This window comes from Bifidobacterium sp. W8114, assembly GCF_016101165.1.
Lineage (GTDB): Bacteria > Actinomycetota > Actinomycetes > Actinomycetales > Bifidobacteriaceae > Bombiscardovia > Bombiscardovia asteroides.
Genome location: NZ_JACFRA010000005.1, coordinates 1 through 26,019, shown reverse-complemented (window position 1 = coordinate 26,019; position 26,019 = coordinate 1). Strand labels below are relative to the sequence as shown.

The following is a 26,019-nucleotide window of genomic DNA, read 5'->3' as shown; positions in this document are numbered from 1 at the left end:
CGAGGATGAGGGTATGCCTATGACCAGACGGACAGGACGGCACGGTGCGCGCAGGTCCCTGGTCGGCACAGTGGCCGTGGCTGTGGTGCTGGCCCTGGTCGGGTTCATGCTGACCACCAACATCCGCGTCAACAGGACGGTCACGGTCACCTCGGATACGGCCGGGCTGGTGGAGGAGCGCGAGAACAAGGCTGCTGAGCTGCGCAAGGACATCAATGATATGAGCTCGCAGATCAACGCGCTGAAGACCCTGACCGACGACAAGGGCAGCTCGGACCAGGCCCGCGAGGACCCCGGCTCTGGTACGGTGCTCAAGGCCGTCCAGGGGCCGGGGCTGACGGTGACCCTCAATGATTCCCCGCTCTGGCAACAGAAGGTTGGTTCCGACGGGTCGACGGCCAACATCAACGATTACGTCATCCACCAGCAGGACGTGGAGAGCGTGGTCAACGCGCTCTGGGCCGGGGGAGCCGAGTCCATGAGGATCCAGGATCAGCGGGTTCTGCCCACCACGGCTGTGCGATGCGTGGGCAATGTGTTGCTGCTGCACGGCCGAAAGTACTCGCCGCCATATAAGATTTCAGCCATAGGACCAGTCGATCGGATGACCAAGTCCCTGAATGCTTCGCCATCCATCCGAATTTACAAGGAGTATGTGAATACGGTGGGTCTGGGTTGGGATGTCGAGTCTTCGGACAATCTGAGATTCCCTGAGACGACGGCTGTCCTGCAGCCACTCCAGTACGCATCGCTAGATGAGAAGGCACGGTAAATGACGACAGAGGACTCGGGAAACGACAAGACGTCGGTCGATGAACCGGCGGATAAGCGGCGAACCTGGCTGGTGGGCATTGCAGAAATCGTAGGGGAGCTGCTGATTACGCTGGCCGTCGTCTGCGCACTTTACGTGGTCTGGCAGCTCTGGTGGACCGGCGTGCAGTCCGAGCATCAGCAGTTGGAGGCCCGTGCCTCGACCTCCTGGAGTAACCCGGGATCCGGTGACTCCCGCAAGGTAGCCAAGCCTCAGAAAGGGGCGCCACCAGTGCAGCCCAAGCAGGCCTCCGAGGGTGAACTGATGGCCCAGGCCTACATTCCTCGTTTTGGACAGAATTGGGAGCGCAACGTAGTTCAGGGCACATCGCCCCGGGAGCTGGCTTACGCGGGACTGGGACACTACCCCAATACGCAGATGCTGGGCGAGATAGGCAACGTAGCCCTGGCCGGACACCGTGCCGGTTATGGTGAGCCGCTGGGTCATGTGGATGAGCTACGGGTAGGCGATGCCATCGTTTTGCGCACCAAGGATTACTGGTACGTCTACCACTACACCCGCTACAAGATCGTCGCTGCCGACGAAGTCAGCGTTATCGCTCCCAACCCTTATTCGCCCAACGAGTCTCCTGATCGGCGCATGATCACGCTGACCACCTGTGAGCCCAAGTACACCACGGCCACCCACCGCTGGATAAGCTGGGGCGAATTCGGCTACTGGGCCAAGGTGTCCGACGGAGTGCCCAAGGAGCTTTTGGGTGACCGAGGCAGCAAAGTGGCCTTTGCGGACGACAAGGGCTCCGTCGTGGCCAAGCTGGGTTCTCTGCAGCCGATCTTCATGGTTTTGGTAGCAGCCTATCTGATCATCTACCTGGCGGCCCTGGCTGCCTGGCGTTACCCCTTGCTGCGGCAGATTCGCAAGGGCGAGAAGCCCCAGCCCATGATCAGCCTCTACGGCTGGCTGCTGCGGCATCAGTCCGGTATAGCGCCGATCCGCTGGCTTCTGCTGATTCTGCTCCTGTTGGCTCTGGCCTGTGCCCTGATGGAATGGGGCTTCCCATGGCTGGCCAGTAACGTGCCCATGCTCAGACAGATGTCCAACTACTCCACCTTCTGACCTAGGCGGCATGGAAAAGCGGCGGGACCGCGGAATACAATGCGATTCTGCGGCCCCGCCGCTTATTGGTGTCATGCATTGCCGACTGCCAGAAGCAATTGCCCGAGGTTTACCCAAGACTCTTCTGCGGTCATGGTCTGGTAGATGCCGCTATGTTCACCCCGTATTAACTCTGACCGGTCCTATATGACCAACGATATGGCTCGGCGGCAAGACTTTGGCCGCCGAGCCATGGGGTCAGTTGCTGGAGCTTACGGTGGTCACCGTGATGGGGGTGCTGTCGTCCACCCTGCTGCCGGCCCCAGGACTGACCGCGGTCACCTTGTCCGTGTCCTTGCCGATGGAGGTCACCCTGTCGGCGCTGACACCGCTGTTGGTCAGCTTCTGCCGGTAGCTGCCCAAGGTCTCGCCCTGGGAGAAGGGCGGGATGCGGATGGCCGTGGTCAGGGTGATGGTGTCCTTGGACTTGTCGAAGGAGGAACCTGAGGTGGGATCCTGGCCGGTTACCTCGGCGTTGTCGTTATTGGGGCCGTTGACCGTGATGTTGACCCCCTGGCCCAGGTTGCGTTTGGCCTCGCCCAGGGTCATGCCGATGTAGTTGCTCAGCTGCATGCCGTTGCTGACGGTGACCGTGATCATGGCTCCCTGCTGGATGGAGGACCCGGCAGCCGGATCGGTGCTGATCACCATATCCTTGGCCACGGTGTTGGAGGCCTGCTCGCGGATGGTGATGTTGAAGTGCAGGTTCTGTAGAATCTTGGTCGCGTCGTCCTTGGTCTTGCCAGACAGATCGGGCACCTTGGTCATACCCGAGGAGATGTAGATCAGGATGCTGGTCCCCTTGGCCACGCTTTGGCCTGCAGCGGGATCCGTGCGGGTCACATGGTCCTTGGGTACATCCTGGCTATCTTCCACTGATGCAGCGGGAGAGACCTTGAATCCGGCCTTCTCCAGGGTTCTGCGGGCCTCCTGCTGGGTCTTGCCCTTGACATCGGGGATGGCCGAGTCCTTGGGCCCGGAGGAGAACCAGACGGTCACTGTGGAGCCCTTGGGAGCCATACTTCCGCCCTTGGGGCTCTGCTTGGTGAAGGTCCCCTTGGGCTCGGCCGAGTCGTTGTCTTCCTTCTCCTGGTATTGGAAGCCTGCGGCGGTGACCTTCTCACGGGCTAGGATCCGCGACATCTGCGCGTTGATGGTGGGTACCTCGGCCATCGGATGACGGTTTCGGCTTAGGACGTTCCACGCGCCCAATCCAGCAAGCAATAGGACCAAAGCCGTCACGATGGCGCCGATGATGATTTGCTTGCGCCGTTTGGACTTCTTCTGGGCCGCCCTGGTGGCCGTGCGCTCAGCCGTGGCTACATCGGTGGCGGCGGCCGGATTGAGCGGGTCCTGAACAGGGTTGAAGGCCTGGGTGGCTGCCGTCTCCTCTTCGGTCAGCGGCAGGGTTGCCGTTTCGGTGCCCTGCTCGGCATCCTTGCGGGCCTTGACATTGGCCAGGTCGGTCAGCGGGTTGAAGGCGGCAGCTACCGGGGTTCCGCCGTTCATGAAGGCCAGGATGTCGCTCTTGAAGGCGGCGGCCGTGGCGTACCGGTTCTGGCGGTCCTTGGCCATGGCCTTGGCGCAGATGGAATCCCACATCTTCGGCAGGCCGGGCACGATGGTGCTGGGTGGGGTGGCCACCTCGGTGACGTGCTGGTAGGCGATGGCCACGGCCGAATCCCCGTTGAAGGGCGGCCGCCCGGTCAGCATCTCGTAGAGGACGCAGCCGGCCGAATAGAGGTCGGAGCGCATGTCCACGCTCTCGCCGCGGGCCTGTTCAGGGCTCAGGTACTGAGCCGTGCCCACCACACCCTGAGACTGGGTCATCGTGGCGGCCGAATCGTCCATGGCCCTGGCGATGCCGAAGTCCATGACCTTGACGATGCCCTGCTCCGAGATCATGATGTTGCCGGGCTTGATGTCCCGGTGGATGACGCCCATGTGGTGGGAGTAGTCCAGAGCGCTCAGCATGCCCAGCATGACCTGCTCGCTGTCGCGCTGGCTCAGAGCACCGTTCTCCTTGAGGATGGACCTCAGGGTCTGTCCCTTGACGTACTCCATGACCAGGTAGGGCACCCGCTCATGGTTGCCCTGGTCGTCGGTCAGTATCTCCTCGCCCGAGTCATAGATGGAGACGATGTTGGGGTTGTTGAGCAGGGCGACCGAGTGAGCCTCCCGCCGGAACCGCGATAGGAAGACCTCGTCGTTGGCCAGATCGGAACGCATGATCTTGACCGCGACCGTCCTTCCAAGACGCGTGTCCACAGCCTTGTGGACCTCGGCCATGCCACCGCGTCCGATCAGCTGTCCCAGACGGTAGCGTCCGTCCGCTAGGGATGGCGGCAGTGTGATGCTCATAGGGTATCCCCTCCGTTCGTCGCTTCAAGGCCGCGCTGTGCGCTTCCTCCTCCATAGTGCCCCCAGAAGGGCCTGAAGATGTCTTTTGCCGCGTGTGGCCTGCTCATAATGCGTCGAGGCATGGGCGCGCGCGGGTCGATGACCTCCGTCTCGCCCAGCTGCTGGTCCAGCAGCCGCTGTTCGATCCTGGCCAGGGTGTGCGAGACTACCAGGGCATTTGCCGGGCGGTCTCGCGGGTCCTTGGCCAGCATGGACATGACGAAGTTCATGAGTTGGTTGTCCACCGAGTCGGGCAGTGGCGGCACAGGGTCGTTGACGTGTGCTGCGGCGATGTCCACCGGGGTGGCGCCGGTGAAGGGCCGGTGCCCGCAGAGCCCCTCGTAGGCCACCACACCCAGGGAGTAGATGTCGGACTGGGGGGTGGCCTGGAGGCCCTGGGCCTGCTCGGGCGAGATGTACTGGGCCGTGCCCACCACCATGCCGTCCTGGGTGATCTGCCCCTGGTTGGTGGAGTAGGAGACCCCGAAATCGGTGATCTTGACCTCGCCGGTGTCGGAGACCATGATGTTGGCCGGCTTGACGTCCCGGTGGATGACCCCGTGGGAGTGGGCCACGTAGAGCCCTCGGGCCGTCTGTATCAGGATGGGCAGCAGCTCGATGGGGTCCAGGGCGCCCCGGTCCCGATAGATGTCTGCCAGGGATTGGCTGGGCACGTATTCCATGATCAGGAATCCGATGCCGTCGTGCTCGTAGTACTCGAAGAGGGCGGCGATGTTGGGGTGGGCCAGGTTGGCGGAATTGTGCGCCTCGGCCCGCAGCCGCAGCAGCTTGGACTCCTCGTTGGTCAGATCCTCGCGCAGGGCCTTGATGGCCACAACTCGTCCCAGTTCGATGTCATAGCCCTTCCAGACTTCGCCCATGCCCCCTTGGGCCAGGCGACGGTCCAGACGGTACCGTCTATGGATGAGCTGTCCTTGTACCAGTTTCACTTGGCAGCCTCCTGCATGATGCGTTTCATGATTGGCCCGGCAATGTCTATGCCATAGGAGGAGATTCCATGCACCACGACGGCTACGGCTACCTTGGGTTTGTCGGCCGGAGCGAATCCTACCATCCACCCGTCATTTGCCGTATTGCCCGTGCCGATCTGGGCTGTGCCGGACTTGGAGGCCACCTGCACTCCTGGAATCTCAAGCTCCGGGTAGCTCTTGGTGGTTACTGCCTCCATCATGGTGGTCAGGGCCTTGGCGGTGTCCGATGAGAAGGCCTGTGAGTAGACCGAGGGCGTTGTCTCACTGATGACGCTGAGGTCACTGGAGCGCACCCGGTCCACCAGGGTCGGTTGCATGAGCTTGCCGCCGTTGGCCACGGCGGCGACCGTCATGGCAGCCTGGAGTGGGGTGGATAGGGTGTCCCCCTGGCCGATGGAAGCTAGGGCGATCCGGTCCTGGGACTGGTCCTCGGGGAATTTGGAGGCCACGGCCTTCATGGGCCGTCCTGTGGAGGTGGTCCCGTCCAGGGTGATGGTGGAGCCGTAGCCGAACTTGCGGGCCTGCGCTGCCAGCGTCTTGCCGCCCAGGGCGACCCCTAGCTGGGAGAAGGCCGTGTTGGATGAGTAGGCCAGGGCATTCTCCAGGCTGATCTTCCCGTTGACCCCGCCGGCCGCTGTAGTGGTGTTGGTCAGATTGTAGTTGGTGCCGGGCAATGTGTATGAGGCCCCGGCCGGCAGTTGGCTATCGGGGTGATACTGGCCGGACTCCAGGGCGGCGGCGGCCACAACCACCTTGAAGGTGGACCCGGGCGGATACAGCTGCGAGGTGGCCCGGTTGAGCATGGGGTTGTCGGAACGGGAGGCCAGCTTCTGGTAGGCCTGGGAGGCATCGCCGCTGTCGTGGGCGGTCAGGTCTTCGGGGTTGTAGCTCGGTGTGCTGACCATGGTCAGGATGCGGCCTGTGGAGGGCTCGATGGCCACCACCGAACCGGACAGGTTGCCCAGCATGGCGTAGGCGGCCTCCTGCATCTGGGGATTGATGGAGGTCTCGATGGATGCGCCCTTGTTCTGTGTGCCGGTGAAGAGGGACTTGAGCCGGTCCATCCAAAGACTGTCCGATTGGCCGCTCAACAGGCGGTCGCGCGAAGCTTCGATTCCCCGGTCTGCCGGGCTGGTGATGGAGTAATAGCCGGTGATGGGTGCGTAGACGGGCCCCTTGTGGTAGTGCCGCTGGTACTGGAAGGAGTCGTTGATGGGGTCGGACTGGGCCATGACGGCACCGTCCGATGTCAGGATGGCCCCCCTGGGCGCCGCATACTCGTGGTAGAGGGCGCGCAGATTGCGGGGGTCCGAGTTAAGGCTGCCCGCCCGGATCACCATGATGATGGAACTGGAAAGCCCCAGGATGACGAAGAGGACGATGACGGCGTTGAAGAGTTGACGCAGGGCCTTGTTCACTGTCCACCTCCTCGAACTTGGCGGACGGGGATGCGACCGGTGGCTGGCAGATCGGTCTCCTCGTCCTGGTCGGTTGGCTCGATCGGCCCGGCATGATGACCATGGGGCTCTTCGGAGTCCGAGTCGTCCTGTTCGTCGCGTTTGCTGGTTTCCTGCTGGCGCAACACGGCCAAGGCCTCGTACTTGAAGGTGTCCGAGCTGACCTCCGGCGCAGGCTTGTTGGCCGCGTTGGAGATGATGATCAGCAGGACGGCCAGGATGCAGTTGGCCACCAGGCTGGAGCCACCCGCCGCCATGTAGGGCATGGTCAGGCCGGTCAGGGGAATGACCAGGGTGATGCCGCCCACCACCGTGAAGACCTGGAAGGCCATGGTGAAGACCAGACCGGAGGCCAGAAGCTTGCCGAAGCCGTCCTTGATCTTCATGGCCGTGATCATGCCCGAGGCCACGATGACCAGGTAGAGGGCCAGGACCACCAGCAGGCCGCTCAGCCCCAGCTCCTCGCCCACCGATGTATAGATGAAGTCGGAGTTGGCCAGGGGGGTGATCCAGGGGCGTCCCTGGCCCAGGCCGGTGCCGGTCAGCCCGCCGGCGGCCAGGCCGAAGATGCCGCGCACCAGCTGGCCGGATCCTCCGAAGGCCTTGCTGAACTCAGCATCGCTGAAGGGGTGCAGCCAGGCGTCCACACGGGCACCCACGTGGGCGAAGATCATGGATGCCGCCACAGCCCCGATGACGAAGAAGACCGAGCCGATGGCAATCCAGCTGGTGCGGCCGGTGGCCACATAGAGCATGGACACGAACATAGCGAAGTACATCAGCGAGGTGCCCAGATCATGCTGGATGACCAGGACGGCCAGCGAAATAAGCCAGACGATGATGATGGGGCCAAAGTCCTTGATTCGGGGCATCCGCATGCCCAGGACTTTCTTGCCGCCCACGGCCAGCTGGTCCCGGTGGTCGAATAGGTAGGCGGCGAAGAAGAAAGCCAGGAAGAGTTTGGCGAATTCGCCGGGTTGCAGGGTGTGCGACCCCACGCCTATCCAGATGCGGGCGCCGCCGATTTCACGGCCGATGCCGGGCAGCATGGGCGAAAGAAGCAGGACCAGGCCCACTACCATGCTTACATAGGAGAAGCGGCGCAGCAGCCTATAGTCCCGGAGCAGCACCACCAGCAGTCCACACAGGACCAGGGCCAGACACAGCCAGATCAGCTGGGTGAAGCCCACCCGTGTGGGCTGGCCGATTTGGGCGTTGCGCAGATCTATGCGGGTGATCAGGGTGATTCCCAGTGAACTCAGGATGACGATGCCGGGCAGGATGGCCTGGCTGCCGTAAGGCTGAAAAATCTCCAGCAGGACCCAGAGGGCGATGAAGAGGGCGGCTGTGACTGCCAACAGGGCGGCATAATCCTTGGGGAAGTGGCCCGCCACACGGGCGAACATCTGGAAGAAGCAGATGAACCCCACCAGCAGGGAGAAGAGCAGAAGGCCTATGCGGCGCAGACGGGTGATGATCATGACTTCTGCCGCCCGCCCTGATCGGTTTCCGACGGTGAGGGCGAGGCTGAGGGAGAAGCCGATGTCTGGTCGGACTCGTCCTTGGCCTCCTTGGCGTGCTCGCGTTTGAGGTCGCCGGCCTCCTTGCGAATCAGACGGGCGTGCTCCTTGGCGTCGTCCATGCTGGAGACGGTGATGCCCTCTTCCAGCTGGTCACGCCAGGACTGGGGCAGACCCTTGACGGCGATGTCCGTGGTCTGCACCGGGTGGGACAGCGAGAGGGCGAAGGCCTTGGTGGGCACGCCCTGGTAGATGACAACTCGGCCCTGGTCCGTGCCCAGGTAGTACTGTTCCTGGCTCCAGCGGTAGGCAGCCGCCGTGCCTCCGGCCAGGGCAAGGATTACCAGCGTGATGATGCCGGCCAGGATCAGCCGAATCCGCCGGTGCCTTGAGCGCTGACGCTTGCGCTGCTCCAGGTGCTCCTTGTGGATGGCGTCGGCCACGTCCGGGTCGTAGGGGTCGGCAGAGTCCGAGCCGTCCTTCTTGTGGACGACGGGGATCTCGCTGGTGTCGGGCACATGTCGTTCGCCGCTCTCTTCGCGTGCAGCCGAGGGTTGGGCGGTGCGGACATCGTCATCCTCGTCCTCCTGCTTGCCGGCATCCCGGTCCTGGGCCAGGTCGGCGGCCCGCTTGGCGGGGGATTCCCGGGACTCGTCGCGTAGGCGCGGTGCGGCCGCTACTGGCTCATCCAGAATGTCGGCCAGGGCCTCCAGGTTGGAGCTGGCCGCGCCACCGACCAAGGGGGTCTGATGGGGCAGATCGAAGGCATCGGCGTCCAGGGCCAGCGTGGCATCGGCGATGACCACGGTCACGTTGTCGGTACTGCCGGCCTTCAGGGCGAAAGTGACCAGCTGCTGGGCGCACTCTGCCTGGTCCGAGACCGAGGACAGCACTTCGGCGATGGTCGAGTCCTCCAGAACGCCGCAGAGGCCGTCCGAGCAGATCATCCAGCGGTCTGCGGGCAAGGCCTTGGAGATGGAGATGTCCGGACGGGGGTCGATGTCGAAGTCCCCCAGGACCCGCATGACCACGTTGCGCTGAGGGTGGTTGCGGGCTTCTGCCGGGGAGATGCGGCCGGTGTCGATCAGGTGCTGCACGTAGGAGTGGTCCTGGGTCATCCGGATCAACTTGCCTTCCCGCAGCAGGTAGCCTCGGGAGTCCCCGATATGGGCCAGCACCCAGGAGTCGTCGGCCAGAGCCAGGGCCGTGACCGTGGTGCCCATGCCTGACAGGCGGTGTTCGCGCTTGGCCTTGCCTACGATGGCGTCATGGGCCGCGATGACTGAGGTCTCCATCATCCGGGCCAGGGATTGCACGTCCTGTTCCCGGTCGTCGCGTTCGATGTGGGCCAGGGATCGGATGGCTATGGTCGAGGCTGTATCCCCGCCTGCGTGGCCGCCCATGCCGTCGCACATAGCCACCAGGCGCTCGCCGGCGAAGGCCGAATCCTGGTTGTTGCTGCGCACGTACCCCACGTCTGAAACCGCCGTGGAGTAGAGGAACAGCTTTTTACTCGCATCGTTCCTGGTCATGGGCGGCTACCTCAACTCGAAGGTGGTGGCTCCGATGCGCACGGGAACCTCCGCCGGTAGGATTGTCGGTGCCGTGATTTTCTGCCCCGAGACGACGGTGCCGTTGGTGGAGCCCAGATCCTCGATGGCCCATCGGCCCGATGCGGGATCCTGGTAGACCCGCGCATGATGGCCGGAGACGAACTCATCGTCCAGCACCAGGGTGTTCGAGGAGGAGCGGCCCAGGGTGATGGGTCGTCCGGACAGCGGCGTGGAGGAGCCGGCCAAAGGTCCGTCAATGACCACCAGCAGGGAAGGCTCGTTGTTTGCGGGCTCCGTCTTGCTGACCGGGGCGATGGGTACGGATCTGGCGGCCGCCGGCAGCTTGCCCTGGGCTGCGCGTTCGCTACGTCGGCGGGTATGAGAGGTTTTGGGGCTGAAAGTTTCGATGTCTTTGCGGAGTGAACGGATGGCCAGCCATACGAATACCCATAACAGAGCCAGGAATCCGTATTTGAGGATGGCGAATGTCAGTTCAGTCAGCATAATGATTCGACCTTACTTCAAGGTCTGGGCGGCTTACGAATCCTGTTCCTGCGACGATGCCCAGTAAAGGATGCGGGTACGGCCGATGGTGATGGTATTGCCGTCCAGCAGGGTGGCTGCGGGAACCTGATGTCCCTCTACATAGGTGCCGTTGGTGGACCCCAGATCGCGGGCTACCACGCCCTTGTCAGTGATTTCGATCTGCAGGTGTCGGCGGGAGATGCCTGCGTCGTCGATGACGATGTCGCAGGAGGATCCACGGCCGATGGTGGTGATGGGTGCGGTCAGCAGGTACTGGCGACCGTTGATCTCCAACACCGGGCAGTCCTTGGACTCTTCGGGTGTGGTGACGGGTGCCGCGTTGCCCTGGACCGACTCGGCAGACAGGTGGAAGTCACCCTTGTTCAGGTTGAGGTCCTCCTCGAAGATGACCACGACCGGGCCGACGAAGGCATAGTGCTGGCTTTCGGCGTACTTGGTCAGGTTGTCTGCCAGCTCGTTGGCCAGAGCCTCCGAACCCCACTGCTCGATGCGGTCGAAGTCTGGTGTGGATAGTCTGAATCGATACTCGTTGGGCGCCACGGTGCGGTCGCGACCGACGGGCATGGCCTGTGAGTCTATCTCACGCTCGAGGGCGCTCGACAGGTCGACGGGCTGTAGGTCCTTGGAGCCGAACTTCGAGAAGACACCGTTAACGGCGCCTTCCACGCTCTTCTCGAAACGATCGAGAACGCTCATAGTCATCCCTTTCCATATAACCCTTTCATAGTACGTGACCCTGCCGTAAGGGGGTAATGGGCGGTCGGATGCTTGCAATTTCTTCAATGAACAGGTTCGAACGACCGCGACTGCCGGATATGGATAAGGCCCCGTGGCCGCAATGGACCAGGGGCCTTTGGGCTTCAATCATCATAGGTCAGGCTGAAGCCTGCGGGTTCACAGAGCCAGCTTGCGACGCAGACCCAGGGTGATGCCGGCAGCCAGGCAGAGGCCAGCGGCGATGGCCAGAGGAGCCGTGGCGTCGGCGCCGGTCTGGGCCAGTGTGTTGTTGTTCTTCTTGGTGTCCTGCTTAGCCGGATCCTTGGCGGGAGCCTTGTTGTCCTTGGCAGGCTGCTTGGTGTTGTTGTCAACCGGAGCGGTCTGACCAGACTGGTCAGGCTGGTTGGGAGTGGTCTGGCCAGGCTGGTCAGGCTGGGTGGGAGTGGTCACCTTGTCATACTTGGCTATGAAAGTAGTATCTGAGGTGTAGGGAGCGCCAGGGACAAGAGGACCCCAGCCATTGGTGTTATACCAGCCGGCGAAAGTGTAACCGTCGTAGTCGACGATCTTGGGGTCTTCAGAAAGCCTGCGTTTACTATTGGTTACAAGTAGTTGCGAGTAGGAATCTTCTGGATTTTCCGGATTCGTACTGATGAAAGTAATGTTGTAGGTGGTGGGAGTTTTCTCGGCGTAGCGAGGATAGAGTGTGGTGTCTCCGGTGAAAACGTAGGTATCGAAGTCGATTGCCGGTTCCGGGCTTCCGTACTCGAAGTTCCAGCCGTCACCTTTCATAGTGTCTACCAATGAATTCGGCACCTTAACTTCTGGGACTTGGTCGGGGCTCAGCTTGCCGTTTTCATCGGTAGTTTTAGTCACCTCGGTGGGGTGTTCCATATCTACGCTTGGGTCAATGAACGTGATTTTGTAGCCAGCGGCCTTGGTCTGGACATTCTTGCTCTCGACAGCCTGGGCCACGGTAGGCAGCAATGCCAAGCCGCCTGCCAGGGTGGCGCCGGCAGCGAGTACTGCGCATGCGCGTTTGAAACGAACCATGATGTTCATCGGTTACCTCTGTTTTCTCTGTTGTCAGTTGCTCCCCAGATACATTCATGAGGTGTCCTGCCTTGACACCCCTACTCCGGGGAAACAGGCATCATCGACCAATCTTTGGCGATAACACGCCACAATCCTACCGCAGGGAATGGTCATCGGCCGGTCGTAGTCCGGGAATATGCCTTATTCGACGATAAAAGTTTCTCACGTAGAACGATTAACGTCCGTTGCAGGCAGAGCGGCAGATCGCAGTTGACCTATTCGAATTCCCCTTTGGCACCTGGGCGCTTATCATCGTGGCAGACGCATGGTCATGGGGATCATGTCAGAGATATTCGAGGAGCGAGCATGGCCGAAGAGGTGGATCGGGCGATGGAGGCATATCCGCGGGCCAAGGCCCGGACCCTGCGGTTTACGTTGGGTGCGCCACGGTCGGCCCTGGCGGTGGGGGACGGTTCGCGAGCCGTATTCCTGCGCTCCGACGGACCCGAAGATCTGGTGACCGGGCTCTGGCTGTCCGTCTTTGACCACGAAGGTCGCCACCATGAGGTGCTCCTGGCCGACCCCAGGGCCCTGCTGGAGGATGCGGACCAGGAACAGGTGCCGGCCGCCGAGCTGGCTCGCAGGGAGCGTTCGCGGGAAGGCGGCGAGGGCATTGTCGATTACAGCGTGGATGCTGCAGGGGATCGGGTGGTCTTTGCCTTGGGCGGCCGGCTCTGGCTCTCGCTGATAGCTCCTGACGGTCTCACCGCCTCCACACGTGCTCTGAGCTTGGAAGACAGCGATTCGGCTGTGCTCAATCCCGCCATCAGCCCGGACGGCACCATGGTGGCCTATACCACTGGCGGCCGGCTGATGGTGGTCACCATCGGGCAGGGTGGCGGGCAGGATCGTGAACGGGCTGTCCTGTCCCTGCGCCCCGGCACCGATGATCGGATGCGGCTGGGACTGGCCGAATTCGTGGCCGGCGAGGAGATGGACCGCTACCAGGGGTTCTGGTGGTCTCCGGATTCCCGGGCCCTGCTGGTCGAGCACACCGATTCCTCCGATGAGCCGATCTGGTACATCAGCGATCCGGCCAATCCCCAGGTTGGACCGCGTGCCCGGCGGTATCCCCAGGCACTGACCGCCAACGCCCGCGTCGGGCTGAGCCTGGTCCTCCTGGGCCAGGATGACGCCGACCCCTGGGTGGGCGAGGTGGATTGGGATCATCAGGCCTTCGAGTACCTTGCCGTGGTCCGCTGGCAGGACGGGCATCGGCCCCTGCTGCTGGTTCAGAACCGTCGACAGACCGAGGACAGGATCCTGGATGTGCAGGTGCCGGACACCCGTCAGGGCTTGGAGCCAGGGCAGAATATGACCCTGCTCGATCCCGAGGCGGCGCCCAAGGTGGCCACCAGGGTGCTGCAGACGCATGACAACGATCAGTGGATCGACCTGGTGCCCGGGTTGCCGGCCTACCAGCCCCAGGGCGGGCTGGTGGATGCCTTCATCGATACAGAAGCCGACACCACGCGGCTACGTTTGGACGGGAGGGTATTCTCCCCGGCTGGCTGCCAGATTCGGCAGGTGCTGTCTGTGGGGGACCGCGATGTGCTGGCGGTCGTCTCCACTGACCCCCGGAGCTTCGACCTGATGCGTCTGAGCTATGATGGCTCCATTCATGTACTCAACCGTCTGCCCGGAGTGTGGACTGCCTCCCGAGCCGGCCATGGGATCGTGGTCAGTGGCCGGACCATGGCTTCGGCGCAGGGACAGGTGCGCCACTGTTACCTGGGGGCTGACGGGGATTTGGACCGCCTGGGCGCTGAAGGGCTGGGCCTGGTGGGCGAAGCCCGCCCCGACAGCAGCGCTAGACAGACCGGCGAACCCGTGCGGCCTGAGCATCAGGACCGTCCTGATCGCCGGGCTGTGGATGCCGGTCATATCAATAGCCAGGGGGCCATGAGCGCCATCCTGGCCGACACCAGCAGCGATCCCGGGTTCACCCCCAACGTGGACTTCGTGCGCATCGGCCAGCACGAGCTGTTCGCAGCCATCGTCAGGCCGTCCGAATCCAGCCCCTACGCCAGCGCCGACAGCCTGCCCGTCCTGCTCAAGCCTTACGGCGGGCCAGGTGCCCAGCAGGTGGTCTTCAACCAGTCCTACTACTGGGAGTCCCAGTGGTGGGCTGATCAAGGCTTCCTGGTCCTGACCGCCGACGGCCGGGGCACACCTGGTCGTGGTCCCGCCTGGGATCGGGCCATCTTCGAGGACATGGCCCAGGTGACTCTGGATGACCAGCTTGAGGCTCTGGAGGCCCTGCCGGACTTTGCTCCCGAGGCCGACCTGGGGCATGTGGCCATGATCGGTTGGTCCTATGGCGGCTTCCTGTCGGCCCTATCCGTTTTGCGGGCTCCCGACCGGATCCATGCGGCCTGTGCAGGCGCCCCGCCCACGGACTGGACTCTTTACGACACCCATTACACCGAGCGCTATCTGGGTCTGGACCCGGCCGTCTACCGCCGTAACGGAATCATTGATGATGCCCCCTCGCTGCGCCGCCCGCTGATGCTGATCCATGGGTTCGCGGACGATAATGTTTCCGTGGCCAATACCCTGAGGCTCTCCGGTGCTCTGATGGCGGCCGGCCGTCCTCATACGGTCCTGCCGCTGACCGGCATCACCCACATGACCAACGACGAGACCGTGGCCGAGAACCTGCTTATTCTGCAGCGGGACTTCCTGCGGGAGGCCCTCAAGAACAAGACGGACTGACAGAAAGGCTGCTTGCGCTGACGCCCTGCTGGCGGTTGCTTCCGCTAGATTGGGGTTGTGCATATCCAACGAAAGCCTGACCAGACTCCAGGGCCCAATCACGGACTCCGGCTTCCCCGTAGCTGGGGTCTGGCGGTCTCGGTGCTCTGCCTGGGCCTGTTGGTCGGACTTTCCTCAGGCCTGCTGACAAGGTTCTTCGAGTTGACACAGGTCGGCCTGTTGGGTTTCGCTGAGACTCCAGAGGCTCCCACGGCTGAGGTGGTGTCGCCGATCAGGAGGCTGGCCTCGGTGACCATTGCCGGACTGGTGGCTGGGCTGGTCTGGGCCTGGCTGCGGACGAGGACCAGGCTGGTTCCCTCGGTTGGCCAGGCCGTCAAGGGTGCGCCCATGCCCCCGGGGCGGACCGTGGTTCATGTGCTCACCCAGATTTTCTTTGTGGCTGCCGGCGGTTCCATAGGCAGGGAGGTGGCCCCTCGCGAGGCCGGGGCCCTTCTGGGCGGTCTCTGGACCAGGATGGGTCGACGGCTGGGGCTGCGTGATCAGGACGGTCAGCTGCTGGTGGCATCTGCAGCTGGTGCAGGATTCGCCGGCATTTACATTGCACCTCTGACTGGGGCCTTCTTCGGCATTGAGGTGTTGCTGCGGCGGGTGGATGCCGAAGTGGTGACGGTCAATCTGGCCATGTCAGCCCTGGCTACCCTGGTTGGCGGCTCTATCAAGGGGTTCGCTCCATACTATAAGGTCGGCTCCGAGCCCTTCCGGCCATGGCTTATGGCAGTGGTCCTCTTTATCGGACCGGTCATGGGACTGCTGGGTGCCGGATTCCGGCGGATGACCTCCTGGGCGGAGGCCCATAGGACCAATGGTCCTGCGGCTATCTGGCAGCTGACAGGGGTTGCCCTGCTGACCGGTCTGGTCGCTCTGGCTGTCCCCCAGGTCATGGGCAACGGCCGGGCCCTGGCCCAGATGGGCATGGATCAGCGGTTGCCTGTCGGGTTCTCAGGGCTCCAGCTGGCTCAGTCACTTGCCCTCTTGGCCCTCTTTGCGCTGGCCAAGGCTCTGCTGACCACAGCTACCATCCGTGCCGGGGCCTTCGGTGGCACCCTGACGCCGTCCATAGCCCTGGGATCCGCCATGGGCGCTGTTCTGGGTCTCTTGCTGGCAGGTCTTGCGCCCGGCCTACCGGTTTGGCAGTGCGCTGTAATCGGCGCCGCCTCCCTGCTGGCAGCATCCCAGCAGGCCCCGCTCATGGCCATGGCCATGTTGATGGAGGTCTGTCAGCTGCCGGTCATGGCCTTCATGCCCATGGGCCTGGCTGTGGCCCTGTCGATGGCGGTCTCGCGTCTATTCGTGGCTAAAGCATAAACCGTCGTCGGAAGCCCTTGTTGCCCTGACGGTCCGGTCTTGCGTGATGCCGAAAGATTCCGTCCTCGCTCATATACGATGAAACCACCACTGGTCACATGTCTGCCCTAGCGCCTCCAGCCTTGAGTGGGCATTCACGGTCAGCTGACCGGTCTGGGCCAGTAAGGAAGGGTGGCTATACTCAGGCCGGACGTAAGTCCCGGGAGGATGCAGCCAATCCGAGCGGAGCAGGCCAGTGCCGTGATCCCCCGGACAGACAAGAAGGAGGTGCCTGGCGGTGAAGACCGTGTTGGCCATCTTCAGGCGAGATCTCTGGCGGATACTGCGCAATCCCGTGGCCTTGGTTGTGACCATCGGGGTGGCCGTGCTGCCCTCCCTCTATGCCTGGTTCAACATCATGGCCCTCTGGGACCCCTACAGCAATGTCAAGAACCTCCCTGTGGCCGTCGTCAGCATGGATCGAGGCGCACAATCCGCGCAAACCGGCAGGATCAACGCCGGTAGATCGGTCATCCAGGAGCTGCGCGGCAACAACAGCCTGGGCTGGAAGTTCATGGATGATGACCAGAGAGCCATTGACGAGGTCCATTCGGGCCAGTGCTATGCGGCCATTGTCATCCCCGAACAGTTCAGCGCCGACCTGGTCGGCATCGTTGAGGGAACCGGGAGCAGGCCTGCTCTGAACTATTACGTCAATGAGAAGAAGAACGCCATCGCCCCCAAGGTTACCGACACCGGCGCATCCACCATCGACCAGGAGATCAACACCGTCTTCGTCTCGGCCGTCAGCGATGCCCTGGCAGGGAAGGTCCTGCAGACCGCCGGCGATGCCCAGGGCGCGGCTGAGCAGAGCCGCAGCCAGGTGGTGGGCGACCTGGGGGACATCATCGACCAGCTGGATCGGACGGACGGCCAGCTCGACCGAATTGGTTCCACCATGGGTCAGGCCCGACAGACCGTGGCCGGCTCCAGAAACGACATCAAGGACCTGCAGAGTCAGATATCGGCCACCCAAACCACCCTAAGCAAGGCCCAGGATCACATGGCCAGGACCCGCGACGACAGTCTTCGATTCTCTTCCGCCCTGAACCAGGCCCTGGCGGACGGGTCGGTACGGCTGTCCAGTGCGGTCACTGATGTGAATACGGTGGCGGGCGGAATCACCGCCGATCTGAACGCCACCCAGGACAAGGTGGACCGGGTCAATTCCGGCCTTGGTCAGCTGGTCGATGCCAACGGAAAGGCCGTAAACCGGATCCAGTCTGGTCTGGACCATTCCGGGCTGCATCCCGGGGATCCGGCATATCAGAGCATCCAGCGGCAAATCGACGATCTGAAAAAGACCAACCAGCAGCAGCAGGCATCCCTGGATGCCTTCAAGAAGAACTCTTCGACGGCCCTGGACTCGGGCAAGCAGGCCGCATCGGACCTGAGCTCGGCCATGACCGACACCGGCGACACAGGCATCAAGGCCCTGACTGCGGCCAGCCAAAGCCTGACGGGAACCACCATGCCCAACCTCCTTACCGGGCTGGACAACCTCAATGCCTCCAATGGCTCGCTCCAGGGCGCCCTGAGCAGCCTGGCCACCACGGCCGCCCAGACCGATGCCCTGCTGGATCAGCTGGATTCCACCATTGGTCAGGCCCAGTCGACCCTGACCACCACCAGGGCCTCCCTGGTCTCGGTCAGGTCCGACCTGGAGGGGGTTCGCACCGATGTGGCAGCCCTGGGATCCTCGGCCGCCTGGAACCGGATGTCCCAAACCCTTGGGTTGAGTCCGGAATCCTTCGGGAAGGCCATGGCCTCGCCGGTGGAGCTGGCCTCGCACACGGTCTATCCGGTCAGCAACTACGGGTCATCCGTGGCACCCTTCTATACCAATCTGGCCCTCTGGGTGGGCGGGTTCATCCTGATAGCCATCTACAAGCTGGAGGTCGACAAGGAGGGCATCCGCAAGTGCACCGCCACCCAGGCCTACCTGGGCCGCTGGCTTCTGCTGGTCTTCGTCGGCTTCTTCCAGGCGCTGATCGCTACAGTGGGCGACCTGATGCTGGGCATCCAATGCCAGCAGCCGGCCCTGTTCGTCCTGGCCGGGGTCTTCGCCTCCTTCGTCTACATCAACATCATCTACGCCTTGGCCGCCTCCTTCAGGCACATCGGCAAGGCCCTGGCCGTGGTCCTGGTCATCCTGCAGATACCCGGCTCCTCGGGCATGTATCCCATTGAGATGATGCCTGACTTCTTCCGTAATCTGAACCCCTGGCTGCCCTTCACCTACGGGATCAATGCCATGCGCGAGACCATCGGCGGCATGTACGGTAACCACTATTGGCAGGACATGCTCCACATCTTCTGGTACCTGCCGGCGGCCCTGCTGATCGGACTGGTGGTGCGGCGGTACCTGCTCAACCTGAATGCCCTCTTCGACCGGCGGCTCGGCGCCACCGACCTGATGCTGACCGAGCAGAACCATTCCGCTGACCGTCGTCTGAGCTTGGGCAGCCTGGCCCGCTCCATCCTGGGCGAGGGCGACTACCGTGCGGTCATAAGGCGGCGGGCGCATCGCTTCCTGGCACTCTATCCAACACTGATCCGGGCTGGTCTGGCCCTGGTTCTGCTGCCGGTCCTCTTCCTCATCCTGCTGTTCAGCACCGAGGCCAAGATCGTCATGCTGATCGCCTGCATCGCATCCATCGTCCTGATCGATGCCTACCTGATCATCGTCGAATACATCTGTGACAGCTATGTGCAGCAGCTGGGCCTGGCCGAACGTCCCGGCATGGACTTTCACACCCTGATTCGCACGCGCAGGCAGGGGCCTTCGGCCATGACCAGGCTGACCACGGCCGTGCGCGAATCAGTCCTGAATCGTGATGGGGAGGGCGCTCCCGAGGATGGTGATCGCCGATGAGGAACATCTGGAGGATCCTGCGCAAGGACCTGGCCGATGCCACCAGCAACGTCATCGCCATCATCGTCCTGATGGGTCTGATCATCGTCCCGGCCCTCTATGCCTGGTTCAACATCGCCGCCAGTTGGGACCCCTACAAGAACACCAAGGCCATCAAGGTGGCCGTGGCCAACACCGACAAGGGGTACAAGTCCGACCTGATTCCGGTCAGGATCAACGTAGGGGAGACGGTCACCAGCACCCTGCGGGCCAACGACCAGCTGGACTGGAGGTTCGTCAACCGTGACCAGGCCCTGGAGGGGGTGCGCTCAGGTGAGTACTACGCCGCCATCGTCATCCCCAAGGATTTCAGCGCGGACATGATGACCCTCTTCTCGCAGGACGTGAAGCACGCCAACCTTGAGTACTACCTGAACGAAAAGAAGAATGCCATCGCTCCCCATGTCACTGAGCAGGGGGCCGACACCGTGGCCACGACCATTGACAAGACCTTCGTCAAGACCGTGGGTCAGGTGGGAATCGACCTGGCCAGCCAGGTCTTCACATACTCCCAGAGCCCCCAGGTCCAGGATTATCTGGCCAGGACGACAGGCCACATTGACCAGATGTCACAGCGGCTGACCACCGCCTCCAGCCAGGTGAATGCCTATGCGGGCCTTCTGGACTCCTCCGGAAAGATGATTGACTCCACCGGCAGGATTCTGGGTCGGTCCGACTCCGCCATGGCCGATGCCAGGAATGCCCTGAACCAGGGCACCAAGGGGTCCAAGGATCTGGGCAAGTCCCTCTCCGGGTCGACCCAGGCGGTCGACGCTGCCCTTGACCAGGCCTCGGGCGCCTATGACACCATCGGTTCCAAGATTGACGACGCTTTTGACAAGGTGGGTCAGCAGAGCGACGCCGTCAGTAGCCAGCTGAACGATTTGAGCGAACGGATCAGAGACTCGGCGGCCGACTACGACGGGATGATCGCCAGCCTGGAGGGTCTGCGCAGCACTGTGGAATCCGATGCCAATCTGACAGCCGACCAGCGCCAGGCTCTTCTGACCGCCATCGATCAGGCCCAGGCCGGAATGCGCGCGGCCCAGGCGGTCCAGCGCGACCTGGCCGATCGGATCAGCCAGGCCTCCCAGACAGCCAGTGAGGGCAAGGACAAGCTGGCCGGTCAGCGCCAGGACCTGAAGAACAGGATTGCCCAGGCCCGCGCCTCGGTCGACCAGGTTCGCACCCAGTACCGCAATGACCTGAAGCCACGCCTGGACGACCTGGCTTCCTCCATGGACACCGTGGTCACCTCGACCGACCGGCTGCTGACGGGTCTGGATGGAACCGTCAAGGGCGCCTCCGGGCTGACGGGACCCATGACCAACGACATCAACCAGGCCAAGGACCAGCTGGGTGAAATCTCCCAGCGTCTGGACCAGGCCTCCAAGCGGCTGACCGACCTGGGAGGACACCTGACCCAGGCTTCGCAGGGCAAAGATACACAGGAGGTCAAAACCCTGCTGAGCGGGGATTCCGAAACTCTGGCTGTGCTTTTGTCCTCGCCGGTCGGCATCCATCGGCATGTGGTCTTCCCCGTAATGAACTACGGGTCGGCCATGACGCCCTTCTACACCATCCTCTCCATCTGGGTGGGTGCCACCATTCTGGCTGCCATGATGAAGGTGGCCCTGTCCGACAAGAAGAAGGCCTTCGTCCTGCACCTGGACTCCCTGCAGGATGCCTGGAAGAGGGCCGATGACCTGGATGAGGACTCCGACGGCCGCCGCGCCTGGGGAGCCTTCCGCCCGGAGTCGCCGGGCAACGCCCGCCGCTTTGGCCTTCAGCTCTACCAGGAGTACTTCGGCAGATTCGCGGTCTTCGCCCTGATGGCCATCCTCCAGGGCTGCCTGATCGCCCTGGGAGACCTCTTCTACCTGAAGGTCCAGTGCGTACATCCGCTGATGTTCGTGCTGGTTGCGGTCTTCGCCTCCTTCGTCTTCATGAATCTGATCTATACCCTGGTCGTCTCCTTCGGTGACATCGGCAAGGCCATCGCCGTCATTCTCCTGGTCATGCAGGTGGCCGGTTCGGGCGGCACCTTCCCCATGGAGACCCTGCCCGGCTTCTTCCAGGGGGTCTATCCCTTCCTGCCCTTCGTCCACGCCATCGGGGCCATGCAGTCGGCCGTTGCCGGAGCCTACGGCATGGAGTTCTGGCGTGAGATGGCCATCCTGGCCCTCTTCCTGGTGCCTTCGCTGCTGCTGGGGCTGGTGCTGCGCAAGCCCGTCATCCGCTTCAATGACTGGATCGTCAGAAACCTTGAGAGCACCCGGCTCATGTAGGGCTGAGTCCAGCAGAGGGTGGTATAGGGTGAGAGCATGAGCGTCCAACTGGTTGAGGAGCGCCGCTACGACCAAATCATGAAGGATCGCGTCCTTCCTGACCTGGCCTCCTGTCGCAGTGACGGATGGATGATCTCCCATGACGGCGGCGAGGATGGGGGAACCGTGTTGGACAAGGCCCATCTCAGCGGTGTGGACCCATCCCGGCTCTTGCATTACGTCTGCTATGACCGGACGCTTTTCCGTCAGGGCGCAGTGGAGTCCGGCTCGGCTCGTGTGCGCGGGGCCGTAATCATCTCTTTCGGTTTTTCGGAATTCGCCGACAAGTACCAGGAGATGGCCTGGTATTTCCTGATGCAGGGGTACTCCGTCTGCATTCCCGAGCATTGGGGACACGGGTTCTCGGGCCGGGGCGTAAACGATCCCAGCCTGATATGGGTGGATCATTGGCAGCGGTATGTGGCGGACCTGGCCGCTTTCTGCTCCCAGGTGGGCCAGCAGTATGCCCAGGACAATCCCATGGTCCTCTATGCCCACTCCATGGGCGGCGGCGTGGCTGCGCGGATGCTGGAGACTTTTCCTTCGCTTATCGATAAGGCGGTCCTGTCATCGCCGATGATTGCGCCGCGGACCGGGTTCATGCCCTCGGTGGCCTGGACGGCGACAAACGCCGCCTGCATGATGGGCCGCTCGCGCAGCATGGCTCCGGGGTTCGGCCCATTCCGCCCCGAGCTGGACATGGGCAAGTACCCCAATGGCAGCCAGGCGCGGGTGGCCTGGACCCATAAGTTACGGGCCAAGGAACTGCACTACCAGACAAGCGCCGCCACTTTCGGCTGGGTCAGGGAGAGCCTGGAGATGAGCCGGGCCATACTGCGTCCCGACCGGTGCAGCCGGGTGGAGACCCCTCTGTTGCTTTTCCAGGCGCAGCCTGACCGATTCGTGTTGCCGATGCCCCAGAACCGTTTTGTCGACCAGGTCCAGCAGGGCGGCTGCCAGGCCACGCTGGTGCGCATCCCAGGCAGCATGCACGAGCTCTACCAGATGCCGGACAAGGTCCTGAGGCCATACTTGGAGCGCATCTTCGACTTTTTTGACCAGCCCTGGCAGCTCGCTGACGACCGCTGATCAGACGAAGAACGCGCAGTTCTACTTGTTGAGCACCTTCTGCGGATCGGTATCGAAGGTATCGACGCAGTTCTGCGAGCAGAAGTAGTAGGTCTTGCCCTGGTAGTCGCGCTTGGCTGCGGCCGTGCTGGGGTCGATGGACATGCCGCAGACCGGGTCGGTGACCTTGTCCGTCGCTGCCTGATCCTCCTGTTTGTCGTCATGATGATGGAAGAGTCCCATCTCATTTCCTTTCTCTTGGTTGTGTTCTTGGTGGTTGGAAATACTGAGGTCGCGGGTCAGGGCATCCATGTCGATTGGCTTGGCCTCCTTGACCGGCCTGGCCTTCAGGGGCGTGTGCCGAAGCCGGTTGGCGTTGAGCACCACTGATAGGGATGAGAAGGCCATGGCTGCGCCGGCGATCATGGGGTTGAGCAGGAGGCCGATGAAGGGGTAGAGCACGCCGGCGGCGATGGGGATGCCCAGGCCGTTGTACCCGAAGGCGAACCAAAGATTCTGGTGGATGTTGCGCATGGTTGCGGCAGACAGGTCGATGGCCTTGACGGCCGCGTTCAGGTCGCCCGAGACCAGGGTCACATCGGCGGACTCGATGGCCACATCCGTTCCGGTACCGATGGCCATGCCCAGGTCGGCCTGGGCCAGGGCCGGGGCGTCGTTGATGCCGTCGCCGATCATGGCCACCTTGTGCCCTTGGGCCTGAAGGGCCTTGACGATGCTCGCCTTGTCCTCGGGATGAATTTGCGCCACCACCCGGGTGACTCCTACCTGGCCCCCGACCTGCTCGGCGGTGCCCTGGTTGTCGCCAGTCAACATGATGGTCTGGATGCCACGCTCGTTCATGTCGTGGATGGCCTGCTTGGAGCCGGTCTTGACCTGGTCGGTCACCGCCAGGACCCCGGCAAGCCTGCCGTCGATGGCCACAAAGATGGTCGTGCGGCCCTGATCCTCCCAGCTGCGAGCGGTGTCGAAGAGGGATTGCGCGCCTGCCTGGTTCGCTGTTTCGTTCTCCAGGTCGATTCCCTTGCCCTCAAGCAGCCTGCGGTTGCCGACAAGGACGTGCGAGGTGCCCTTGCTCCCTTCGAAAGATCCTGAGGGGAAGGTCGCATCGATGCCGGCGCCGGTGACCGAGTCGAAGTCCTTGGCCGGGACCAGTTCCAGGTTGCGGTCCTTGGCGGCCTGGACGATGGCCTGGGCCAGGGGATGCTCCGAATTGCTCTCGGCGCTCGCGGCCGCCCTGATCAGCAGGTTTTCATCCAGTCCCTGCACACTCAGGGCATCGGCCAGTTCAGGCCGGCCCTGGGTGATGGTGCCGGTCTTGTCAAGGACGATGGTATCGACATCATGCGCCCCCTGCAGGGCCTCTGCCGAGCGGTAGAGCACGCCGGCACGGGCGCCACGTCCGGTCCCGATTGTCACGGATAGGGGAGTGGCCAGGCCCAGGGCGCATGGGCAGGCGATGACCAGGACGGAGACCGCCGCCACGATTCCATATACTCCTCGGGGCATGGGGCCGAACGCCCACCAGGCCACGAAGGTCCAGAGCGCCACCAGGATTACCCCGGGGATGAAGATGGATGATATTCGGTCGGCCAGCTTCTGGATGGGTGCCTTGGATGTCTGGGCCGTCTTGACCAGCCGGATGATCTGGGCCAGAACCGTGTCCTGCCCTACCTGGGTGGCCCTGTAGCGCAGGGAGCCCGTGCCGTTGACGGTGGCTCCGACCAGGGAATCACCCTCCTGTTTGAGGACGGGCATGGGCTCGCCGGTCACCATGGATTCGTCCACTGAGGATGATCCGGAGATGACCTGGCCGTCTACTGGCAGCTTCTCGCCCGGATGGACCTGAATCACGTCTCCTACGGCAACATCGTCGACGGCGATCTCTTGGGTGGTCTCCCTGCCGTCTTGGTCGGCCCTCACCACGGTGGCGGTCTTGGGCCTCAGACCGACAAGGGCGCGGATGGCATCGCCGGTGCCGCGCCGGGCCCGTGCCTCCAGAATCTGACCGAGGATCATCAGGGTGATGATGGTGCCTACGGCCTCGTAATACGGCTCGCGACTTCCCTCAGGTAGAAGCTGTGGAGCCACGGTGACCACCAGCGAGTAGAGGAAGGCCGTGGCAGTGCCCAGGGCAACCAGGGAGTTCATCTCTGGAGCCCGGTGTGCCAGGGCCAGCCACCCGGTGCGGTGGATGGGCCAGCCGGAATAGAACATCACTGGCAATATCAGGACCAGCTGGACCCAGGGGTTCATCAGAATGTGGGGCATGGGCAGGAACATGCCGAACATGGCCGGGATGAAGACCGGGAGCGTGAAGACCAGGGCTACGATGAATCGCCTGGTCAGGTCGCGGATTTCCGCTGTGCGCTCCTGATCCGCCTCGTCCTGGTCGCTGCCGCCAGTGGTCTGGGCGGTTTTGGTGGCCTCGACAGGTTCGGCTTGCGAATGTTCGGGTTGTGCCTCGGCACTGCCGGTCGTCGGTCCATCGGTGGCCCGGAGCATTCCGTGGAGCATGTTCATCCCGCAGGCAAAGGGGTAGTCGCCGGCCTTGGGCGGGGTCAGCTGGATGGTCGAGGACTGGAAAGCGGGCAGGGTCTTGTCGATGTTGAAGTCGTTGAAGACCACGTGCGAGGAGCATTCCCCGCTTTCCTGGCGGTCGAAGACCAGCTTGACCGGCCGTCCGGCCTGAACCTGGATCAGCTGAGGGCTGTATCCGCCCTTGACTGTGATGTGGACGGTCTGAACGCCGCCCTCATCCTTGGCCTGGGTGGCCTTTCTGGGCGCGAAGAAGTACCAGATGATGCCTGCCGTGATGGCCAGGGCTGCGATAAGGACCAGGATGCTGCTCATGTGGCCTACTATACCCCCCAGGGGTATACTGATAGTGAATTTCGATATGGGTTTCATGGATCCGGGCCGGTCCTGGCTCCGCCATGAAGGCCATTGACCAGGAATGGAGTAACTCTTGCCCGGATATGCCAACGATAAAAAGCGGACCATCACCAGACTCCGGCGTGTCGAGGGCCAGGTCAGAGCCATTGAGCAGATGGTCGAGTCGGACACCTACTGTATCGACATCCTCACCCAGATTGCCGCCTCGACCAGCGCCCTGAAGTCGGTGGCCCTGACCCTGCTGGACGACCACATGAACCACTGCGTCCGCGAGGCTGCCGAAAAGGGGGGCGAGGAGGCCGACGAGAAGATGGAGGAGGCTTCCGAGGCCATCGCCCGCCTGGTCCGCTCCTAGGCGGGGGGGGGGGGGGGGGGGGGGGGGGGGGGGGGGGGGGGGGGGGGGGGGGGGGGGGGGGGCGGGGGGGGGGGCGGGGGGGGGGGGGGGGGGGGGGGGGGGGGGGCAGAGGCGGG

17 protein-coding genes are annotated in these 26,019 nt (G+C 63.0%); 8 read left to right on the top strand and 9 right to left on the bottom strand.

What is annotated here, in order from left to right:
* The first annotated feature begins 19 nt into the window (after positions 1-19).
* Both H3T89_RS07540 and H3T89_RS07535 read left to right on the top strand, forming a co-directional pair.
* Positions 20-772: a DUF881 domain-containing protein gene (locus tag H3T89_RS07540; protein ID WP_015021113.1), complete on the top strand. Its 753-nt coding sequence runs from the start codon at positions 20-22 to the stop codon at positions 770-772.
* Complete coding sequence (locus tag H3T89_RS07535; protein WP_198216699.1) at positions 773-1,888, top strand: class E sortase; 1,116 nt, start codon at positions 773-775, stop codon at positions 1,886-1,888.
* Between the two features lie 237 nt (positions 1,889-2,125).
* On the opposite strand, the gene pknB is transcribed toward H3T89_RS07535, so the two are convergent.
* The 8 genes from pknB to H3T89_RS07495 form a co-directional block, all read right to left on the bottom strand.
* A complete protein-coding gene (gene pknB / locus H3T89_RS07530; RefSeq protein WP_198216698.1) occupies positions 2,126-4,288 on the bottom strand; it encodes a Stk1 family PASTA domain-containing Ser/Thr kinase in 2,163 nt (720 codons plus the stop codon).
* On the bottom strand, positions 4,285-5,277 hold the full coding sequence (locus tag H3T89_RS07525; RefSeq protein WP_198216697.1) for a serine/threonine-protein kinase: 993 nt from the start codon (positions 5,275-5,277) through the stop codon (positions 4,285-4,287). The genes pknB and H3T89_RS07525 overlap by 4 nt, the downstream gene beginning before the upstream one ends.
* A complete protein-coding gene (locus H3T89_RS07520) occupies positions 5,274-6,737 on the bottom strand; it encodes a peptidoglycan D,D-transpeptidase FtsI family protein (protein ID WP_198216696.1) in 1,464 nt (487 codons plus the stop codon). The genes H3T89_RS07525 and H3T89_RS07520 overlap by 4 nt, the downstream gene beginning before the upstream one ends.
* On the bottom strand, positions 6,734-8,257 hold the full coding sequence (locus tag H3T89_RS07515) for an FtsW/RodA/SpoVE family cell cycle protein (RefSeq protein ID WP_198216695.1): 1,524 nt from the start codon (positions 8,255-8,257) through the stop codon (positions 6,734-6,736). Before H3T89_RS07515 ends, H3T89_RS07520 begins: the two co-directional genes overlap by 4 nt.
* Complete coding sequence (locus H3T89_RS07510; RefSeq protein WP_110416667.1) at positions 8,254-9,828, bottom strand: BofC C-terminal domain-containing protein; 1,575 nt, start codon at positions 9,826-9,828, stop codon at positions 8,254-8,256. Before H3T89_RS07510 ends, H3T89_RS07515 begins: the two co-directional genes overlap by 4 nt.
* Before the next feature lie 6 nt (positions 9,829-9,834).
* Complete coding sequence (locus tag H3T89_RS07505) at positions 9,835-10,350, bottom strand: FHA domain-containing protein FhaB/FipA (RefSeq protein WP_099327452.1); 516 nt, start codon at positions 10,348-10,350, stop codon at positions 9,835-9,837.
* Positions 10,351-10,386: 36 nt separating this feature from the next.
* Complete coding sequence (locus H3T89_RS07500; RefSeq protein ID WP_015021121.1) at positions 10,387-11,091, bottom strand: FhaA domain-containing protein; 705 nt, start codon at positions 11,089-11,091, stop codon at positions 10,387-10,389.
* A gap of 198 nt (positions 11,092-11,289) precedes the next feature.
* A complete protein-coding gene (locus H3T89_RS07495) occupies positions 11,290-12,174 on the bottom strand; it encodes an LPXTG cell wall anchor domain-containing protein (RefSeq protein ID WP_198216694.1) in 885 nt (294 codons plus the stop codon).
* Positions 12,175-12,513: 339 nt separating this feature from the next.
* Here H3T89_RS07495 and H3T89_RS07490 point away from each other — a divergent pair, with 339 nt between their 5' ends.
* The 5 genes from H3T89_RS07490 (at position 12,514) to H3T89_RS07470 (ending at position 22,656) form a co-directional block, all read left to right on the top strand.
* Positions 12,514-14,922: a S9 family peptidase gene (locus H3T89_RS07490; RefSeq protein ID WP_198216693.1), complete on the top strand. Its 2,409-nt coding sequence runs from the start codon at positions 12,514-12,516 to the stop codon at positions 14,920-14,922.
* A gap of 57 nt (positions 14,923-14,979) precedes the next feature.
* Positions 14,980-16,287, top strand: a complete 1,308-nt coding sequence (locus H3T89_RS07485) for a chloride channel protein (protein ID WP_198216692.1) — start codon at positions 14,980-14,982, stop codon at positions 16,285-16,287.
* A 277-nt stretch (positions 16,288-16,564) separates the two neighbouring features.
* Positions 16,565-19,201, top strand: coding sequence for a YhgE/Pip family protein (locus tag H3T89_RS07480; protein WP_198216691.1), 2,637 nt, complete (start codon positions 16,565-16,567; stop codon positions 19,199-19,201).
* The gene (locus H3T89_RS07475) at positions 19,198-21,528 is read left to right on the top strand and encodes a YhgE/Pip domain-containing protein (protein ID WP_198216690.1); all 2,331 of its coding nucleotides are present in this window, start codon (positions 19,198-19,200) and stop codon (positions 21,526-21,528) included. The genes H3T89_RS07480 and H3T89_RS07475 overlap by 4 nt, the downstream gene beginning before the upstream one ends.
* A 36-nt stretch (positions 21,529-21,564) precedes the next feature.
* Positions 21,565-22,656 carry an alpha/beta fold hydrolase gene (locus H3T89_RS07470; RefSeq protein WP_198216689.1) on the top strand — a complete coding sequence of 364 codons (1,092 nt, stop codon included), beginning with the start codon at positions 21,565-21,567 and terminating at the stop codon, positions 22,654-22,656.
* A 21-nt stretch (positions 22,657-22,677) separates the two neighbouring features.
* Here H3T89_RS07470 and H3T89_RS07465 read toward each other — a convergent pair whose 3' ends face one another.
* The gene (locus tag H3T89_RS07465; RefSeq protein WP_198216688.1) at positions 22,678-25,506 is read right to left on the bottom strand and encodes a heavy metal translocating P-type ATPase; all 2,829 of its coding nucleotides are present in this window, start codon (positions 25,504-25,506) and stop codon (positions 22,678-22,680) included.
* 115 nt (positions 25,507-25,621) lie between these two features.
* On the opposite strand from H3T89_RS07465, the gene H3T89_RS07460 reads away from it, so the two are divergent.
* Entirely contained in the window at positions 25,622-25,903 is a 282-nt protein-coding gene (locus H3T89_RS07460) for a metal-sensitive transcriptional regulator (protein WP_110416674.1), read from the top strand.
* Positions 25,904-26,019: the final 116 nt, after the last annotated feature.

What these genes read in the sequence shown, in the direction of transcription:
- H3T89_RS07475 (WP_198216690.1), top strand. Translation starts at nt 19,198, where the DNA reads ATGAGGAACATCTGGAGGATCCTGCGCAAGGACCTGGCCGATGCCACC.
- H3T89_RS07495 (WP_198216694.1), bottom strand. Translation starts at nt 12,174, where the DNA reads ATGAACATCATGGTTCGTTTCAAACGCGCATGCGCAGTACTCGCTGCC.
- H3T89_RS07535 (WP_198216699.1), top strand. Translation starts at nt 773, where the DNA reads ATGACGACAGAGGACTCGGGAAACGACAAGACGTCGGTCGATGAACCG.
- H3T89_RS07465 (WP_198216688.1), bottom strand. Translation starts at nt 25,506, where the DNA reads ATGAGCAGCATCCTGGTCCTTATCGCAGCCCTGGCCATCACGGCAGGC.
- pknB (WP_198216698.1), bottom strand. Translation starts at nt 4,288, where the DNA reads ATGAGCATCACACTGCCGCCATCCCTAGCGGACGGACGCTACCGTCTG.
- H3T89_RS07540 (WP_015021113.1), top strand. Translation starts at nt 20, where the DNA reads ATGACCAGACGGACAGGACGGCACGGTGCGCGCAGGTCCCTGGTCGGC.
- H3T89_RS07490 (WP_198216693.1), top strand. Translation starts at nt 12,514, where the DNA reads ATGGCCGAAGAGGTGGATCGGGCGATGGAGGCATATCCGCGGGCCAAG.
- H3T89_RS07515 (WP_198216695.1), bottom strand. Translation starts at nt 8,257, where the DNA reads ATGATCATCACCCGTCTGCGCCGCATAGGCCTTCTGCTCTTCTCCCTG.
- H3T89_RS07510 (WP_110416667.1), bottom strand. Translation starts at nt 9,828, where the DNA reads ATGACCAGGAACGATGCGAGTAAAAAGCTGTTCCTCTACTCCACGGCG.
- H3T89_RS07470 (WP_198216689.1), top strand. Translation starts at nt 21,565, where the DNA reads ATGAGCGTCCAACTGGTTGAGGAGCGCCGCTACGACCAAATCATGAAG.
- H3T89_RS07500 (WP_015021121.1), bottom strand. Translation starts at nt 11,091, where the DNA reads ATGAGCGTTCTCGATCGTTTCGAGAAGAGCGTGGAAGGCGCCGTTAAC.